Below are 16,464 nucleotides of genomic sequence, written 5' to 3'. Positions count from 1 at the left end.
TTTCAGCAGGAACGCTTCGCGGAAAGCGCGATAAAACGCTGTACTGAAGCGCGCTGCCACTGGAAGGTGGCGTATTCCGCAAGCGCTTCCGGAACCTCATCGCCATTCAGGACCAGGCGATTAAGCATTAGCGCTAAATCACAGTCAGCGATACACCATTCGCCAAATAAGTTCTGCTTACCGTGGCTCAGTAAACTGCCGGCAGTAGCGAACAATTTTTCCGCACTGGCTTTTCCCGCTTCGCTTAACGGTCCTTTCTTCACGCCAGCAAAAACGACATCCGTTGAGCGTTCTTCACGGATAGGCATTAAATCGCTGCGGATCCACGCCTGAACCTGGCGCGCCCGCGCGCGTTTTTGCACATCGTGCGGATAGATACGCTCCCACTGTGGCGGCGCAAAGCTCTCTTCCAGGAATTCCGTAATCGCTGATGATTCGCTCAGTTCAAAACCATCGATCTCAAGAACCGGTACGCGGCGCGTCAAGGCGTAACCTTGCCATGAAGGTTGCAAATGTTCTCCACTGTTGAGATCAACGGTTTTCAGCGTAAAAGGCAGCCCTTTCTCTTGCAGAGCGACATAAACAGACAGCACGTAAGGGGAGAAAAAATTGGCATCTGACCACAGCGTAATTGCAGGTTTGCTCATAATGTCCTCTGAAGTGTATTAGCTTGCCTTCAAAATATAGAGTCTTTCTCTCGCTGTCACTTGATGAAAACTCAAGCACGCCAACAGGCTCTATACTTGTTATGACCCGGTTCATGACAAAACGGATGCTGAAAATGATCGATCTCTATTACACGCCATCGCCAAACGGTCACAAAATCACGTTGTTTCTTGAAGAGGCGCAGCTGCAATACCGTCTGATTCATGTCGATATCAGCAAAGGTAGCCAGTTTCACCCCGATTTTCTGCAGATCTCGCCGAACAATAAAATCCCGGCCATTATCGATCATGCCCCGGTGGACGGCGGAAAGCCCATCAGCTTGTTTGAGTCCGGAGAAATTTTACTCTATCTGGCAGAAAAGAGCGGTAAGCTGCTCAGCGGTGAATTACGCGAACGCCACACCACGCTGCAGTGGCTGTTCTGGCAGGTCAGCGGTCTGGGTCCTATGCTGGGGCAAAATCATCATTTCAGTCATTACGCTCCGCAAACGATCCCTTACGCCATTGAAAGATACCAGGTTGAAACCCAGCGCCTGTACAACGTGATGAATAAACGTCTGGAATCGTCACCCTGGCTGGGAGGCGATCACTACAGCATTGCCGACATTGCAAGCTGGCCGTGGATCCACGCCCATCAGCGTCAGCGCATCGACCTCGACAACTACCCAGCGGTCAATAACTGGCATGAACGCATTCGTACACGTCCCGCGACTGAACGCGCCATGCAGCACGCACAAAGCGAGAAGCGATGACGCAATTCGGTTCTCGTGTATCATGCAAAGGTTCATACATGGAGGAAACCTGCAATGTCACAACCTGACGCTATTATTCGTATAAAAAACCTTCGTCTGCGCACTTTTATCGGCATCAAAGAAGAGGAGATCCTTAACCGCCAGGATATCGTCATCAACATTGCCATTCACTATCCGGCAGACAAAGCCCGTACCAGCGAAGATATCAACGACGCGCTGAATTATCGCACAATAACCAAGAGCATCATTGCCCACGTGGAGGGTAACCGCTTCTCATTGTTAGAAAAATTAACTCAAGATGTGCTCGATATCGCACGCGAACATCACTGGGTCACTTATGCTGAAGTGGAGATAGATAAACTTCACGCATTGCGTTACGCCGACTCAGTTTCTATGACACTGAGCTGGCAGCGCTAAAACGTAACCCGGGAGGCGACATGCAGATTCTGATTACCGGCGGTACTGGCCTGATTGGACGTCATCTGATCCCCTGCCTGCTGGAACTGGGGCATCAGATAATTGTAGTGACACGTACCCCTGATAAGGCTCGTCAGATTCTCGACTCTCGGGTCACGTTATGGAAAGGACTGGAAGAGCGGCAACATCTCAATGACATTGATGCCGTGATTAACCTTGCCGGAGAGCCTATTGCAGATAAGCGCTGGAGCGCGCAGCAAAAGGAACGCCTGTGCCAGAGCCGTTGGGGCATTACGCAGAAACTGGTCGATTTAATCAATGCCAGCGAGACGCCGCCCTCAGTGTTAATCTCCGGTTCCGCTACCGGTTACTACGGCGATTTGGGCGAAGTTGTGGTTACGGAAGAAGAGCCACCGCATAACGAATTTACCCATAAGCTGTGCGCCCGCTGGGAGCAAATTGCCAGCACTGCGCAAAGCGACAAAACCCGCGTGTGTATGCTGCGTACCGGCGTGGTACTAGCCTCTGCTGGCGGTATTCTGGCGAAAATGGTCCCGCCGTTTCGTCTTGGCTTAGGCGGCCCAATCGGTAACGGACGACAGTATATGGCCTGGATCCATGTTGATGATATGGTCAACGGAATTATCTGGCTGCTGAATAATGATCTACGCGGTCCCTTCAATATGGTTTCGCCATACCCGGTGCACAATGAGCAGTTTGCCCACGCTCTGGGACACGCTCTAAACCGCCCTGCCATTCTGCGCATTCCCGCCACCGCTATGCGGCTGCTGATGGGCGAGTCTTCGGTGCTGGTCCTCGGCGGGCAGCGAGCATTGCCCAAACGCCTGGAAGCGTCCGGTTTTGCATTTCGCTGGTACGATTTAGAAGAAGCGTTGGCGGATGTGATCCGATAATCCCGTAGCTCTATTCACGGTCGCTGTTGTGGTGGTAAGGTTATAGGCCAGATTTCCGCAATGGCGACGTTATGGCGATAATTTCGACTCCCCGACTTACCCTGTCCTTATTTAAATTTTCTGACTGGTCATTTTTCCAGAGATTACGTGAATGCCCGGAAGTCATGCGCTATATGGGTGATATTGCCCCAGCGAAAGACACGCGTCTGTTATTCGCCAGACGTCTGGCTGCACAGCATACTTTTGTCATCCGCGAGCATAACAAATCAACGCCTCTCGGTGATATTGGCCTGCAAATCAGCCATTTATACCCACACGAGGCCGACCTCGGCTACGCCATTTTGCCAGAAGCTCAGGGGAAAGGGATTGCCAGCGAAGCCGTGACGGCAGTGTGCCAGTACGCTTTCGAGCGCACGGCCGTCACGGCGATAAACGCTTATGCACTCGCGGAGAATAAGGGTTCTGTTCGTATTCTGGAAAAAACGGGGTTTGTGCGTACGCAGGTACTGGAAAAGGCGTATGAGATTGATGGCATCGCCTACGACGACTGGGTGTTTCGGCTGGAGCGCGACGCACTAAAATTGTAGGCCCGGAAAACGTAACGCCTCCGGGCAGGTGATTTACTTCAACGAACCTTTGAGGAACTGCTGCAAACGTGGACTTTGCGGATTACCGAATACCTGCTCCGGGTCGCCCTCTTCCTCAATTTTCCCCTGATGCAGGAAAATCACGTGCGTGGAAACATGACGGGCAAACCCCATTTCGTGAGTCACCACCACCATGGTTTTCCCCTCTTCGGCCAGCTGTTGCATAATGCGCAGCACTTCACCCACCAGCTCAGGATCTAGTGCCGACGTGGGTTCATCAAACAGCAACACTTCCGGCTCCATCGCCAGCGCACGGGCTATGGAAACACGCTGCTGCTGACCACCGGACAGATGCACCGGATATTTGCCCTGCGCGCGCTCATCAATGCCCACTTTAGCCAGATACTTCACCGCACGGTCGCGGGCTTCCTGTTTGCTCAGCCCCAACACCTGGATCGGCGCTTCCATGACGTTTTCCAGCACCGTCATGTGGCTCCACAGATTAAAGTGCTGAAAGACCATCGTCAGACGCGTGCGCAGCAGGCGCAGCTGGTTTTTATCCGCAACCTTGAGCTGACCGTCTTTGTCGCGCACCAGACCAATATTCTGACCACTGACTACAATCGACCCAGCGCTTGGTTTCTCAAGAAAGTTAATGCAGCGCAGGAAGGTACTTTTACCGGAACCTGATGAGCCAATAATACTGATAACATCACCCGCGTTGGCCTGCAGCGACACCCCTTTCAGCACTTCATGTTCGCCGTAGTGCTTATGTAAATCGATAACGTTTAATTTATTTTCAGACATCGTGTTACTCGAATCATTTAGAGGATACATGCTGCAACCAGCGTTTTTCCGCTTTACGGAACAGACTGATCAGGACATACGAAATAATCAAATACAGTACAGCGGCAATACCGAAGGCGGTAAACGGCTGATACGTTGCCGAGTTGATATCGCGGGCGATTTTCAACAGGTCTGGTACCGTTGCGGTAAACGCCAGCGCCGTGGAGTGCAGCATTAAAATGACTTCATTGCTGTAAGCCGGCAACGCAATACGCAGCGCGGAAGGTAAAATAATGCATCGATACAGTTTGAATGACGAGAAACCGTATGCGCGAGCAGCCTCAATCTCACCGTGAGGCACAGAACGGATAGCCCCGGCGAAAATCTCAGTGGTATAGGCGCAGGTATTCAGCGTCAACGCCAGCACGGTGCAATTCAGCCCGCTGCGGAAAAACGCGTTGAGGAAGTCCGTGCCTTTAACTATCTCCAGCGTATACATCCCGGAATAAAACACCAGTAGCTGAACGTACAGCGGCGTGCCACGAAAAATATAGGTGAACAGCCAGATAGGAAACTGGATAAATTTATTACTGGAAACGCGGCCAATAGCCAAAAAGAGCGCAAGTATTCCGCCCATCACTACTGACGAAATCAAAAGCCACAGGGTGATAGCGACGCCAGTGTAGCGATATCCGTCGGTCCACAGCAGGGACTTCCAGTATTCCTGAATAATCTCGATCACAGGTCAGCCCTCTTTACACCCACGGAATAGCGGCGCTCAAGGTACAGCAGCACACCATTAGAAACAGTGGTAAACACCAGATAGATGACCCCGCACACGACGGCAAAATAGAACGGCTCCCAGGTACTCTTCCCGGCAAGCTGGGTCGCTTTCACCACGTCTTCCAGGCCGAGCAGCGACACCAGTGCCGTAGCCTTAAGAATAACCTGCCAGTTATTACCGATTCCCGGTAAGGCATAACGCATCATCGCCGGGAACATAATGCGACGAAATATTTGTGAGCTGGTAAAGCCAAACGCCGTCGCGGCTTCAATATGGCCTTTTGGTACAGCCATAAACGCACCGCGAAAAGTTTCGGTAAAGTAGGCACCGTAGATAAATCCAAGGGTGATAATGCCCGCAACCATCGGATCGATATCAATCTGGCCGATACCGATGGCATCGGTAATGGTATTCAGCGCGATTTGTAATCCGTAGAAGATGAGCAGCATTAAGACCAGATCGGGCACGCCGCGGATTAGCGTTGTGTACCCTTCGAAAATAAGCCCCATTGCCCGGCTTTGCGACAGCTTTGCTGCTGCGCCGACAAGACCTATCAGAACCGCCAGTACCACCGAGCTGAGTGCCAGCTCCAGCGTAACAATTGCGCCCTGTAAAATAACACCTGAAAAGCCATACAACATGCTGCCTGTCCTGTCGTGTGTGGTGGAGTAGTAAGCCTCTTTTGATTTCAGACTAACCGTTAAATGCCGGATGGCGGCTTTGCCTTATCCGGCCTACAAAATCACCGTAGGCCTGATAAGCGCAGCGCCATCAGGCATAAATTCAACGCGTCAAAAATCTACGGGCTTTATCAGCACCTGCGGTAATTAACCGCCGTAAACATCAAAATCGAAGTACTTTTTCGCCAGCTTCTCGTAAGTACCGTCAGCTCGCATTTCGGCAAAGGCTTTGTTCAGTGCTTCGCGCAGCTCGTTATCGTCTTTGCGCAGCCCCATACCGGTACCCACGCCGAACAACTTCTCGTCTTTCACAGACGGACCGCCGAATTTGTAATCTTTACCGACTGGCTGTTTCAGGAAGCCTTCGCTGGCCGCGACTTCATCCTGGAACGCGGCGTCAATACGCCCGGCAGTCAGGTCAGAATAGATATTGTCCTGCCCCTGATAAGAGACAATCTCAATACCTTTTGGCGCCCAGTGTTCGTTGCCGAACGTTTCCTGGGTGGTGCCCTGCAGCACACCAACACGTTTACCTTTCAGCGACTCAATGGTCGGCTGAATAGCTGAATCTTTAGCGACAACCAGACGCGAGTCGGCTGCATAAAGCTTGTCAGTAAAAGCGATTTCCTGCTGACGTTTTTCAGTAATGGAAAGCGAGGACATGATGGCATCGATTTTCTTCGCTTTTAGCGAAGGGATCAGCGCGTCCAGCGGGTTTTCCACGAAGGTACATTGCGTATTAATACGTTTGCACAGCTCTTTAGCCAGATCGATATCAAAACCGACTAATTCACCCTGGGCATTTTTCGATTCGAACGGCGCATAAGTAGGATCGGTACCGATACGAATTTTTTGCGGAATGGCTGCAAATGCTGCGGTAGCACTGGAGAAAGCCAGAACCAGAGAAAGAGACAACACCAGTTTTTTCATAACTATCCTCAACAGACTGTCTTTTATAGGGGATCTTTACAGGACCAGGTGCAGTTATCGTGCCATTAATCAGGCCGACAAGGCAAAGCATTCTACCCTGCCGGCGGTATTTATTTGCATGAAAAGCGCTTAAGTATGCACTCATGCTTATTAAGTCAGCGATAAAAGCACCAAAACAGTGCACTGAATGTATTATGCACCGTAATGGTTACCCGCAATGGTGCAGTCAATTCCCCACGCCGCTGTATTAATCGCCGTAGACATTAAAATTAAAATATTTGCTCGCCATTTTGTCGTAGGTGCCGTCTTTGCGCAGTTCACCCAGCGCTTTATCAAAAGCGGCTTTCAGCTCGGTGTCATCTTTGCGCAAACCAATCCCGGTTCCGTCGCCAAAGTATTTTTTATCTTTCACCGAAGGACCTGCAAAGTCGTAGTCCTTACCGGCAGGTTGCTTCAGGAAGCCTTCGCTGGCCGCGACCTCATCCTGCAACGCTGCGTCGAGACGGCCCGCCGTCAGATCAGAATAGATAAGATCCTGGTTCGCATAGGCCACCACATCCACGCCTTTACTACGCCAGTTGTCATTGGCATAGGCTTCCTGAGTAGAGCCTTGCAACACGCCAACGTGTTTACCCTTGAGGGAGTCCAGAGTCGGTTTAATTGGGGAACCTTTCGCGGCGATCAGCCGTGAGTCTGCTGCGTAAAGTTTGTCTGAGAATGCAATCTCTTGCTGACGCTTCTCGGTGATAGAAAGCGAGGAGATAATGGCATCAATTTTTTTCGCTTTCAGCGACGGGATCAGCGCATCAAAGTCGCTGGCAACCCAGGTACATTTGATCTGCATGCGCTTACACATCTCATTTCCCAGATCGATATCAAAGCCGACGAAGTCGCCTTTGGCATCTTTAGAGGAAAAAGGTGCATACGTTGTATCTGTACCAATACGAACCGTCTGCGGAAGTGCTGCGTAGCAGGCCGCGGTGGCGGAGAGTCCTACCAACAAAGACAAAGCAAGAACCGTCTTCTTCATACATAACCCTCAAGTGGCGTAATTTTATTATGTTTTACGTTGTGTTGTGTGTTTGCAGACTTTTTCATGCAGGTCTTATGCCATTTTCGCGTCGATGAGGATATTTGACGTTAAATATGTTAATAAAACGTTGCAATAATGTCCTGATTTTGAAGATAGCAGGTCTGACGGTTGAACCGCAGCGTTTCGTTGAGTTTTAACGAATTAAATGTTGAGGATATGATCGCGGTTACAAAATTGCCCTGAAACAGGGCAACGGATATTTCTTTGCACGCTGATGGAACGGCTTACGCCCCTTGCCAGCGGGTGAACAGGTCCTGCGGAAGGGTAATATCAAACTGGTCAAGCACGCGATTAACCGTTTGATTAATCACATCATCGAGCGTTTGTGGACGATGATAGAACGCCGGGACTGGTGGCATAATCACTGCGCCAATTTCTGCCGCCTGAGTCATGAGGCGCAGATGCCCCAGATGCAGCGGCGTTTCGCGTACACACAGCACCAGCGGACGACGTTCTTTCAACACCACATCTGCCGCACGGGTAAGCAACCCATCGGTGTAACTGTGGACAATGCCGGAAAGGGTTTTGATTGAACACGGCAGGATGACCATGCCGGCGGTCTGAAAAGAGCCGGAGGAGATACTGGCGGCGATATCGCGCGTATCATGATTCACATTTGCCAGCGCCTGCACGTCGCGCACAGAGAGGTCCGTTTCCAGTGCCAGCGTCTGCCGGGCAGCGGCACTCATCACCAGATGGGTTTCCACATCGGTAACGTCACGCAAAACCTGCAGCAGGCGCACGCCGTAAATTGCCCCGCTTGCGCCAGAAATACCAATGATGAGTCGTTTCATGTGTAATAGCCCTTACTTGCTCAGGGCCGACTTTGCAGGAAATTAGGGTGAGTTGCAAGCAAGGGTGCAGGTTGCGCCCTTGCTTGCGAGCAAACATTAACCTTCGTTGTGCATTTCAAGGTTTTCCGCTTCGTTCTGACGCAATACCGCTTTAGCATCATCATTACGCAGGGAGTCGAGGAAATCGAGATATTGCTGGTCGACGTCTTTGGTGACGTACACACCGTTAAACACTGAACATTCAAACTGCTGAATATCTGGATTCTCAGCACGGACAGCTTCAATCAGATCGTTCAGGTCCTGGAAGATCAGACCATCTGCGCCGATTATCTGGCGAATCTCGTCCACTTCACGACCATGCGCAATCAGCTCCGTCGCCGTAGGCATATCGATGCCATAAACGTTCGGGAAGCGAATTTCCGGGGCGGCAGAGGCCAGATACACCTTCTTCGCTCCGGCTTCACGCGCCATCTCGATAATCTGTTCTGAAGTGGTGCCGCGCACGATGGAGTCATCCACCAGCAGCACGTTTTTATCACGGAATTCCGCACGGTTAGCGTTCAGCTTACGGCGTACTGATTTACGGCGCAGCTGCTGGCCCGGCATGATAAAGGTGCGTCCCACATAGCGGTTTTTCACAAACCCCTGACGGTACGGCTTCCCGAGAATACGGGCAATTTCCAGCGCGATATCGCAGGAGGTTTCCGGGATTGGGATGACTACGTCGATGTCCAGATCTTCCCACTCACGGGCAATTTTTTCGCCAAGCTTAGTCCCCATATTCACACGGGCGCTGTAGACAGAAATCTTGTCGATAAAGGAGTCAGGACGAGCGAAGTAAACGTATTCAAACAGACACGGATTGCTCACCGGGTTATCAGCACACTGACGGGTAAACAGCTGGCCTTTTTCGGTGATATACACCGCTTCGCCAGGGGCTACGTCGCGCAGGAATTCAAAGCCCAACGTGTCCAGCGCTACGCTCTCAGACGCCACCATGTACTCGGTACGTCCATCGCCAATATCACGTTTGCCCATTACCAGCGGACGGATACCGTTAGGGTCGCGGAAGGCAACCATACCGTGACCGATAATCATCGCCACGCAGGCATAGGCGCCGCGAATCTGGCGGTTGGTTGCCGCAATGGCAGCAAAAATATTGTCGGCCTCCAGCGGGTAATGGCGGAAGTTATCCAGCTCGCTGGCGAAAATATTCAGCAGAATTTCAGAATCTGAAGTGGTATTGATGTGGCGGCGCTTTTCTTCAAACAGCTTTTTACGCAACTCATGCGCGTTGGTCAGGTTGCCATTATGGGCAAGCGTGATGCCATACGGTGAGTTGACGTAAAAAGGTTGAGCTTCGGAGGCGCTGGAGCTGCCAGCCGTTGGGTAACGCACATGACCGATGCCCATATTGCCCTGCAAACGCTGCATATGGCGCGCTTCAAAAATATCGCTCACCATTCCGTTTGCTTTACGCAAGCGGAAGCAGTTGTTGGCATCAATGGTGATGATGCCCGCAGCATCCTGACCACGATGCTGGAGCACCGTTAACGCGTCATAAATCGACTGGTTTACCGGCATAACACCGGCGATACCGACAATACCGCACATACGTCTTTTCCTCGTTCAGCAACGACCCAAAGTTTATACTTTGGGCAAGAAACTTGACGAGCTTTGCAGATAGTCAAAGAACCATCTGATGATGAAACTGAACTGCGGAATCAGCTGCGACTTACCCCAGTCTTCACTTTTCGACAGACCGGTAAAGGTATCGAGAAAGAACAGTATGGCGGCAACGATCAACGCTCCACGCAAAGCACCGAAGCAGATCCCCAACACCCTGTCGGTACCCGACAGTCCTGTTTTCTCTACCAGTTGGCCTATCACAAAGTTAACGATAGCGCCGACGATAAGTGTCGCGATGAACAGTATCGCGATAGCAATCCCATTTCGAACCAGTTCGTCTTCAAAGCCCGTAAACCAGACAGACAGGTAAGTGTAGTAATGGCTGGCGACAAAGAAAGCACAACCCCAAGTCACCAACGATAATGCTTCACGAACAAAGCCACGGATCAGGCTAACCAGACAGGAAAAACCAATCACCGCGATAATGGCGTAATCAATCCAGACCATATGTGTCCCACGATTTTACGCCCTGTCGTCCTGTTCGGGGCGCATTCTAACAGAAAAAGAAAACGTTTGCGTAGGGATTTCCTTTCCACGCGTAAATAAAAATGGCGCTGAAAAAATCTTCAACGCCATACCGTTTTATGCCTCTTCGGGCACTGCCGGATAGCGGTGAAAACACCGTATCCGGCCTGAATCAGAGCTGCGCCGTAAACAGCGCAATCCCTTAATTAGGGGTGTACCCCATCACGACGCCACTCAGACCAGAGATCTTCTGCAGCTCGCCCAGCGAGTTCTTTAGCTTATCTTTGGAGGCGTCCGGCCCGACGAGAATGCGGGTTATTTTACCCTGCACCGGCGTTGACGGGGAAGTATATACCCGGAAGCCCGCGCCACGAAGTTTACCCACGATCTCATTGACCTTATCCGCATTTTTCAGCGCACCGAGCTGTACAACGTACGCTTTGCCGGTTGGGGCTGGCGCTTCTTCAGCGGCCGGTTTCGGCGCTGGAGTCGGTGCCGGCGTCGGAGCGACGGCAACAGGCTGCGGTTTCGGTTTAGGTTTCGGTGGTTCCACAGGCGCAGGGACAGGATCTAATTCCGCGCTGTTTGCCGTCGTCAAACGTGATGGATCCAACGATGGCGCGGCAGCATCACCCGCACGCACCTCTTCTGCCGCCCCTTCCGGCGGCTGAGTCGGCAGCGCCTGCGTCGCTGCAGGCATCATGTCTGGTTCATCGCGATCACCGGGTTTAGGCACCAGTGGGATCGCTGCAAATTCATCCTGATAATGCTTTTTCTGCCCGTCAAGCAGCCCGGGAAGCACAATTACCCCGAGCGCGACTAGCACAATTGTGCCGACTAATCGATTCTGAAACTTACTCGCCACCGCTTCTCCCCACGTCTATTACTTCCATGACATGTGCGACAGTGTGAAAGGATCCACACACCAACACGGTATCTTCTGGCTTCGCCTCAGCAAGTGCTGCAGACCATGCCTGCGCCACGCTGTCATAAGCGTTGCCTTTGCCCAGGTGCTCCAGCAGTTGTTCTGCCGTTGCGCCACGCGGCCCTTCCAGGGGCGCACAGTACCAGACGTCAACCACGCTTTTTAACCAGGCTAACGTACCGGCAATATCTTTATCATGTAGCATACCGATAACCGCAAGTACACGCCCGCTTTTCACTAACTTTTTCAGACGTCCGGTCAGATACTCTGCCGCATGCGGGTTATGGGCAACATCGAAAATCACTCGCGGCGACTCGCTCACAATCTGGAAGCGCCCCGGTAAAATCGCGCGTTCGATGCCGTCACGAATCGCCTGCTCGCTAACGTTCAGCCCGCTTGCGCGCAGCGCGGCCAGCGCGGTAGCAGCATTAGGTTGTGGCACCTGCGGCAACGGCAAATGCGCCAACGTTCCATGAGCATCCGTAAACGACCAGTCGTTCTCAGTGACCGCATAGCGCCAGTCCACTCCGCAGCGTTGCAAAATCGCCCCGCACTCTTGCGCGACATCCGCGATGGTGTAAGGCATTTCAGGCTCGCCGACGATAGCCGGTTTCTCTGCACGGAAAATGCCTGCCTTCTCACGACCAATACTTTCGCGATCCGGACCCAGCCAGTCAGTATGGTCAAGCGCAATACTGGTGACTACAGCGACATCGGCATCGACGATATTGGTGGCGTCAAGGCGACCGCCTAATCCCACTTCCAGAATAACAACATCCAGTTGGGCCTGTTTAAACAGCCAGAGTGCCGATAACGTACCGTATTCAAAGTAAGTCAGGGAAATATCACCACGAGCGTCTTCAATCTCAGCAAACGAGGCGGTATGGGCTGATTCCGGCAGTTCCCCCCCCTGCACGCGTACGCGTTCCGTGTAGCGTACCAGATGAGGCGAACTGTACACCCCAACTTTATAGCCTGCCGCAGTCAGCACAGATTCCAGCGTACGACAGGTCGTGCCTTTTCCGTTGGTTCCTGCCACCGTAAACACAAATGGCGCGGGTTTCAATACACCCAGTTTGCGCGCTACCTGGCTTACGCGTTCAAGGCCAAGATCGATGGTTTTACTGTGCAGGTTTTCCAGATAAGAAAGCCACGACGCCAGGGGCGACGCGGCTTGAGGAATACGTTTATTGTCCATGATGCCTGTAATTTTATTACGTAGATTAAAGCAAAAGGCAGCGCCAGTTGGCCCTGCCCTTTTTTACTCGTCGTCTTTCAAGCTGCAGGTGTGTTGGCTGCTCTCGCTCACCCGAATCACTTGCCCGTGCAAGCTCATCGGGGTTCACTCTCTTGCCGTCTTCCTGCAACTCGAAATCCATAGAGTAAGTTATCAGGCTTCTGATTCCTGATCGGGTACCGGAGATACCACCTCGCCTTCACGCGACTCATCCGGATTCGGCGCAGGAAGATTCATCAGCTTCGCCAGGATGCTTGCCAGTTTCAGGCGCATTTCCGGACGGCGGACGATCATATCGATAGCGCCTTTTTCAATCAGGAACTCGCTGCGCTGGAATCCCGGCGGCAGTTTCTCACGTACGGTTTGCTCGATAACACGCGGACCCGCGAAGCCGATCAGTGCTTTCGGTTCTGCAATGTTGAGATCGCCCAGCATCGCGAAGCTTGCGGAAACACCACCCATTGTTGGGTCGGTCAGTACAGAAATATACGGTAAACCGCGTTCCTGCATTTTCGCCAGTGCAGCAGAGGTTTTTGCCATCTGCATCAGAGACATCAGCGCTTCCTGCATACGCGCCCCGCCAGAAGCGGAGAAGCAGATCAGCGGACAGTTGTCTTCCAGTGCCTGCTCAACGGCACGGACAAAACGCGCACCGACCACAGAGCCCATGGAGCCGCCCATAAACGCGAACTCGAATGCCGCAGCAACGACCGGCATACCATGCAGCGTGCCTTTCATCACCACCAGCGCATCTTTCTCGCCGGTTTCTTTCTGCGCAGAAGCCAGTCTGTCTTTGTATTTTTTAGAGTCACGAAACTTCAGCACGTCTTTCGGCTCAAGCTCGCTACCCAGTTCCACAAGAGAACCTTCATCTAACAGGCTATGCAGGCGATTGCGCGCCGACATGCGCATATGATGGTCACACTTCGGACAGACCTCAAGATTACGTTCCAGCTCAGCACGGTATAAAACCTGACCGCAGCTATCACACTTGGTCCACACCCCTTCAGGAATGCTTGCCTTGCGGGTGGGAGTAATGTTGCTTTTAATTCGTTCAATCCAGCTCATTGGTGACCTTTCTGCCTGAACCCTAGTCAGCTTTGTTATAAGGGGCGCATAATGCCATTTTTGCCCCTAACAGACCATGAATGTTGCACATTAAAACATAACAGCCCGAAACTTTGGATAAAAAAGTGGTCGAACCGCTGAGTTACTTTCTATTTTGCAGCCCGTGACGCAGCACGTTTATGGCGAATTACTTCAATCACCCCCGGCAATACGGAAAGGACGATAATCGCCACAATCAGTAATTTCAGGTTTTCCTGGACAATCGGCAGATCGCCGAACAGGTAGCCTGCGTAGGTGAACAACAATACCCACAGCAATGCACCTACGACGTTATACATCGCAAAGTGACGGTAGGACATATGTCCCATACCGGCAACAAACGGCGCAAATGTGCGCACGATAGGCACGAAACGCGCCAGGATAATCGTCTTACCGCCATGACGCTCGTAGAACGCATGGGTTTTATCCAGGTAGCTGCGGCGGAAAATTTTGGAGTTCGGGTTACTGAAAAGTTTTTCCCCGAACAATCGGCCAATCGTGTAGTTCACTGCATCGCCCACAATCGCCGCCACAATCATCAGCGCCACCATCAGATGAACATTGAGATCATTGGTCGGCAGCGCAGAAAGCGCACCAGCAACAAACAGCAGCGAGTCTCCCGGCAGGAATGGTGTCACCACCAGCCCGGTTTCGCAGAACAGGATCAGAAACAGAATCGCGTATACCCAGATACCGTATTCCGCGACCAGCTCCGCCAGGTGCACATCAATGTGCAGGATAAAATCAATAAGAAAGTAAATCAGGTCCATAGTTATGCCTTTATACGACTCAAATTAGTCCGCCAGAAATAGCGGGCCCATAGGCGGTTTTGGCAGGTCGAACCGGTCCGGGTAATCTACTGCAACCAGATACAGTCCTTCCGCTTTCGCCGTTGCCGCTGCCAGCGTTCTGTCCTTTGCCGCTAACAGTTCTGCTATCCAGCTCTCCGGCTGGTTGTTGGCGCCAACTTCCATCAGGCTGCCGACAATATTCCTGACCATATGATGTACAAAGGCATTCGCTTTAATATCCACCACCACATATGCACCGAAACGTTCGACGTTAATGTGCATCACGTTACGCCACGGTGTGCGCGACTGACACTGCACCGCCCGGAACGAGGTAAAATCATTTTCGCCAATCAGACACTGGGCTGCACGATGCATACGCTCAGCGTCCAGCGGCTCATAGTAATGGGTTACCCCTTTACCTAAAATTGCAGGACGCAACCGATGATTGTAGATGATGTAGCGATAACGGCGAGCCGTAGCGCTAAATCGGGCATGAAAATCATCAGGTACAGCTTTCACCCAGCGCACGGCGATGTCACCAGGTAAATTCGCATTTACCCCCAGTGTCCAGGCCGCATCTTTACGCTGGGCAGTGGTTTCAAAATGCACGACCTGCCCAGTGCCATGAACGCCCGCATCCGTGCGACCTGCACAAAAAACATTAATGCGTTCGTTCGCCACCTGAGAAAGCGCTTTTTCCAGTTTTTCCTGAACGCTACGCACTTCGTTCTGGCGCTGCCAGCCATAATATTTGCTGCCGTCATACTCAATGCCCAGCGCAATTTTATGGGTTGACGGCTGTTGCTGGTCAGACATTAGTACAGGTACTCCTGCACCAGTTTTTCCGCAATTTTCACCGCCATTAACGCGCCGCCAAAGCGTACGTTGTCTGCCACAGACCAGAACTGAACTTGCTCCGGCATACCGTAATCGTTATGCACACAGCCAATAGAAAGGTGCGGCGTGCCCGATGCATCGCCAACCTGGGTCGGGAAGTCGGTCTCTTCCGACAACACCACGTCTTCACCGCGCGAAAACGCGTCGCGTGCTTCTTCCGCCGCCAACGGGCGCAGAGCCTCAAAATTCACCATCTGCGCGTGGCCATAAAATACCGGGGACTGCACGATGCTGGCTGAAATAAGCAGACCGTCATCCTGCATAATTTTGCGCACTTCATCAACAATACGACGCTCTTCACGCACGCTGCCTTCGCGATCGGGCAGCAGCGGCAGCATATTGAACGCCAGCTGACGACCAAAGAAATCATCTTCGTCAATCGGGATGCCGTTAAGCAATTTCGCGCTTTGTCCGGCCAGTGCGTCTACGGCTTTTTTGCCGTGAGCGGAAGCCGAAATAATATTGGTCACCGTAATCCGTGACAGCCCGCCGTCATCAATCAATGGTTTCAGCGCAGACAGCAACTGGCTTGTCAGGCTGTTTGGTACCGCAATCACATTGCGGTTACGGTAATCCGCCAGCACGAATGGGTTAACGTCCGGAACCACCAGCGGAACGTCTGGCTCAAGCGCGAACAGACCGCTACTGTCAATCACCAGGCAACCCGCATTTGTTGCTTCTTCTACCCATGCGGCGGTGGCTTCAGTGCCCGCAACAAAAAATGCCAACTGTGCCTGCGTCCAGTCAAATTCTGCAACGTCCTGCACTATGACCGATTTACCGTTAAAACGCAGATGCTCACCGGCGCTTTCATTACGCGCCAGCGCATAAATTTCACCGACCGGGAACTGGCGTTCAGCCAGCGTATCGAGCAGGGCTTCGCCTACGGCGCCCGTTGCGCCCAGAATGGCAATATTCCAGCCTTCAGACATGGTGATTTACTCCAAGAAA

General features: G+C 52.2%; 19 protein-coding genes. 4 read left to right on the top strand and 15 right to left on the bottom strand.

Annotated elements, in window-relative coordinates; all coding sequences use genetic code 11:
• Positions 1-2: 2 nt before the first annotated feature.
• Complete coding sequence (yfcF, locus tag OGV85_RS14200) at positions 3-647, bottom strand: glutathione transferase (protein ID WP_003839339.1); 645 nt, start codon at positions 645-647, stop codon at positions 3-5.
• 134 nt (positions 648-781) lie between these two features.
• Here yfcF and yfcG point away from each other — a divergent pair, with 134 nt between their 5' ends.
• From yfcG to OGV85_RS14180, 4 genes are all read left to right on the top strand, one after another.
• Positions 782-1,417 carry a GSH-dependent disulfide bond oxidoreductase gene (gene yfcG / locus OGV85_RS14195; RefSeq protein WP_061547561.1) on the top strand — a complete coding sequence of 212 codons (636 nt, stop codon included), beginning with the start codon at positions 782-784 and terminating at the stop codon, positions 1,415-1,417.
• A 54-nt stretch (positions 1,418-1,471) separates the two neighbouring features.
• Entirely contained in the window at positions 1,472-1,834 is a 363-nt protein-coding gene (gene folX, locus OGV85_RS14190; protein WP_003028107.1) for a dihydroneopterin triphosphate 2'-epimerase, read from the top strand.
• A gap of 20 nt (positions 1,835-1,854) precedes the next feature.
• Positions 1,855-2,748 carry a TIGR01777 family oxidoreductase gene (locus OGV85_RS14185; protein ID WP_003028110.1) on the top strand — a complete coding sequence of 298 codons (894 nt, stop codon included), beginning with the start codon at positions 1,855-1,857 and terminating at the stop codon, positions 2,746-2,748.
• Positions 2,749-2,819: 71 nt separating this feature from the next.
• Entirely contained in the window at positions 2,820-3,335 is a 516-nt protein-coding gene (locus tag OGV85_RS14180) for a GNAT family N-acetyltransferase (protein WP_071524476.1), read from the top strand.
• 33 nt (positions 3,336-3,368) lie between these two features.
• On the opposite strand, the gene hisP is transcribed toward OGV85_RS14180, so the two are convergent.
• The 14 genes from hisP to OGV85_RS14110 all read right to left on the bottom strand — a co-directional run bounded on the left by hisP (position 3,369) and on the right by OGV85_RS14110 (position 16,445).
• A complete protein-coding gene (hisP, locus tag OGV85_RS14175) occupies positions 3,369-4,142 on the bottom strand; it encodes a histidine ABC transporter ATP-binding protein HisP (RefSeq protein WP_003028114.1) in 774 nt (257 codons plus the stop codon).
• A gap of 13 nt (positions 4,143-4,155) precedes the next feature.
• Positions 4,156-4,863 (bottom strand): histidine ABC transporter permease HisM, encoded by a 708-nt coding sequence (gene hisM / locus OGV85_RS14170; RefSeq protein WP_003028116.1) that lies wholly within the window; start codon positions 4,861-4,863, stop codon positions 4,156-4,158.
• Positions 4,860-5,546, bottom strand: coding sequence for a histidine ABC transporter permease HisQ (locus OGV85_RS14165; protein ID WP_003028118.1), 687 nt, complete (start codon positions 5,544-5,546; stop codon positions 4,860-4,862). Before OGV85_RS14165 ends, hisM begins: the two co-directional genes overlap by 4 nt.
• Before the next feature lie 186 nt (positions 5,547-5,732).
• Positions 5,733-6,515: a histidine ABC transporter substrate-binding protein HisJ gene (gene hisJ / locus OGV85_RS14160; RefSeq protein ID WP_003028120.1), complete on the bottom strand. Its 783-nt coding sequence runs from the start codon at positions 6,513-6,515 to the stop codon at positions 5,733-5,735.
• A 247-nt stretch (positions 6,516-6,762) separates the two neighbouring features.
• Complete coding sequence (argT, locus tag OGV85_RS14155) at positions 6,763-7,545, bottom strand: lysine/arginine/ornithine ABC transporter substrate-binding protein ArgT (RefSeq protein ID WP_061547528.1); 783 nt, start codon at positions 7,543-7,545, stop codon at positions 6,763-6,765.
• A gap of 287 nt (positions 7,546-7,832) precedes the next feature.
• A complete protein-coding gene (locus OGV85_RS14150) occupies positions 7,833-8,402 on the bottom strand; it encodes a UbiX family flavin prenyltransferase (RefSeq protein ID WP_003028125.1) in 570 nt (189 codons plus the stop codon).
• Positions 8,403-8,498: 96 nt separating this feature from the next.
• Positions 8,499-10,016: an amidophosphoribosyltransferase gene (gene purF, locus OGV85_RS14145; RefSeq protein ID WP_003028127.1), complete on the bottom strand. Its 1,518-nt coding sequence runs from the start codon at positions 10,014-10,016 to the stop codon at positions 8,499-8,501.
• A gap of 33 nt (positions 10,017-10,049) precedes the next feature.
• Positions 10,050-10,538: a colicin V production protein gene (gene cvpA / locus OGV85_RS14140; protein ID WP_003028129.1), complete on the bottom strand. Its 489-nt coding sequence runs from the start codon at positions 10,536-10,538 to the stop codon at positions 10,050-10,052.
• Positions 10,539-10,758: 220 nt separating this feature from the next.
• Positions 10,759-11,421, bottom strand: coding sequence for a cell division protein DedD (gene dedD, locus OGV85_RS14135; protein WP_048218334.1), 663 nt, complete (start codon positions 11,419-11,421; stop codon positions 10,759-10,761).
• Positions 11,411-12,679 (bottom strand): bifunctional tetrahydrofolate synthase/dihydrofolate synthase, encoded by a 1,269-nt coding sequence (gene folC / locus OGV85_RS14130; RefSeq protein WP_003839318.1) that lies wholly within the window; start codon positions 12,677-12,679, stop codon positions 11,411-11,413. The genes dedD and folC overlap by 11 nt, the downstream gene beginning before the upstream one ends.
• Before the next feature lie 192 nt (positions 12,680-12,871).
• Positions 12,872-13,786 carry an acetyl-CoA carboxylase, carboxyltransferase subunit beta gene (gene accD / locus OGV85_RS14125; protein ID WP_061547529.1) on the bottom strand — a complete coding sequence of 305 codons (915 nt, stop codon included), beginning with the start codon at positions 13,784-13,786 and terminating at the stop codon, positions 12,872-12,874.
• A 149-nt stretch (positions 13,787-13,935) separates the two neighbouring features.
• The gene (locus OGV85_RS14120) at positions 13,936-14,595 is read right to left on the bottom strand and encodes a DedA family protein (RefSeq protein ID WP_003028140.1); all 660 of its coding nucleotides are present in this window, start codon (positions 14,593-14,595) and stop codon (positions 13,936-13,938) included.
• 24 nt (positions 14,596-14,619) lie between these two features.
• Complete coding sequence (truA, locus tag OGV85_RS14115) at positions 14,620-15,432, bottom strand: tRNA pseudouridine(38-40) synthase TruA (RefSeq protein WP_032949702.1); 813 nt, start codon at positions 15,430-15,432, stop codon at positions 14,620-14,622.
• Positions 15,432-16,445, bottom strand: a complete 1,014-nt coding sequence (locus OGV85_RS14110; protein ID WP_003839313.1) for an aspartate-semialdehyde dehydrogenase — start codon at positions 16,443-16,445, stop codon at positions 15,432-15,434. Before OGV85_RS14110 ends, truA begins: the two co-directional genes overlap by 1 nt.
• Positions 16,446-16,464: the final 19 nt, after the last annotated feature.

It is taken from the genome of Citrobacter sp. Cf132, from assembly GCF_030333885.1.
Classification (GTDB): Bacteria; Pseudomonadota; Gammaproteobacteria; order Enterobacterales; family Enterobacteriaceae; genus Citrobacter; species Citrobacter freundii.
Note: the sequence above shows the minus strand (reverse complement) of the source record. Positions and strands in the feature narration are given on the sequence as shown.

Excerpts from the sequence above, each read along its gene's own strand:
- yfcF (WP_003839339.1), bottom strand. The coding sequence starts at position 647 with ATGAGCAAACCTGCAATTACGCTGTGGTCAGATGCCAATTTTTTCTCC.
- yfcG (WP_061547561.1), top strand. The coding sequence starts at position 782 with ATGATCGATCTCTATTACACGCCATCGCCAAACGGTCACAAAATCACG.
- folX (WP_003028107.1), top strand. The coding sequence starts at position 1,472 with ATGTCACAACCTGACGCTATTATTCGTATAAAAAACCTTCGTCTGCGC.
- OGV85_RS14185 (WP_003028110.1), top strand. The coding sequence starts at position 1,855 with ATGCAGATTCTGATTACCGGCGGTACTGGCCTGATTGGACGTCATCTG.
- OGV85_RS14180 (WP_071524476.1), top strand. The coding sequence starts at position 2,820 with ATGGCGATAATTTCGACTCCCCGACTTACCCTGTCCTTATTTAAATTT.
- hisP (WP_003028114.1), bottom strand. The coding sequence starts at position 4,142 with ATGTCTGAAAATAAATTAAACGTTATCGATTTACATAAGCACTACGGC.
- OGV85_RS14165 (WP_003028118.1), bottom strand. The coding sequence starts at position 5,546 with ATGTTGTATGGCTTTTCAGGTGTTATTTTACAGGGCGCAATTGTTACG.
- hisJ (WP_003028120.1), bottom strand. The coding sequence starts at position 6,515 with ATGAAAAAACTGGTGTTGTCTCTTTCTCTGGTTCTGGCTTTCTCCAGT.
- argT (WP_061547528.1), bottom strand. The coding sequence starts at position 7,545 with ATGAAGAAGACGGTTCTTGCTTTGTCTTTGTTGGTAGGACTCTCCGCC.
- OGV85_RS14150 (WP_003028125.1), bottom strand. The coding sequence starts at position 8,402 with ATGAAACGACTCATCATTGGTATTTCTGGCGCAAGCGGGGCAATTTAC.
- purF (WP_003028127.1), bottom strand. The coding sequence starts at position 10,016 with ATGTGCGGTATTGTCGGTATCGCCGGTGTTATGCCGGTAAACCAGTCG.
- cvpA (WP_003028129.1), bottom strand. The coding sequence starts at position 10,538 with ATGGTCTGGATTGATTACGCCATTATCGCGGTGATTGGTTTTTCCTGT.
- folC (WP_003839318.1), bottom strand. The coding sequence starts at position 12,679 with ATGGACAATAAACGTATTCCTCAAGCCGCGTCGCCCCTGGCGTCGTGG.
- accD (WP_061547529.1), bottom strand. The coding sequence starts at position 13,786 with ATGAGCTGGATTGAACGAATTAAAAGCAACATTACTCCCACCCGCAAG.
- OGV85_RS14120 (WP_003028140.1), bottom strand. The coding sequence starts at position 14,595 with ATGGACCTGATTTACTTTCTTATTGATTTTATCCTGCACATTGATGTG.
- truA (WP_032949702.1), bottom strand. The coding sequence starts at position 15,432 with ATGTCTGACCAGCAACAGCCGTCAACCCATAAAATTGCGCTGGGCATT.
- OGV85_RS14110 (WP_003839313.1), bottom strand. The coding sequence starts at position 16,445 with ATGTCTGAAGGCTGGAATATTGCCATTCTGGGCGCAACGGGCGCCGTA.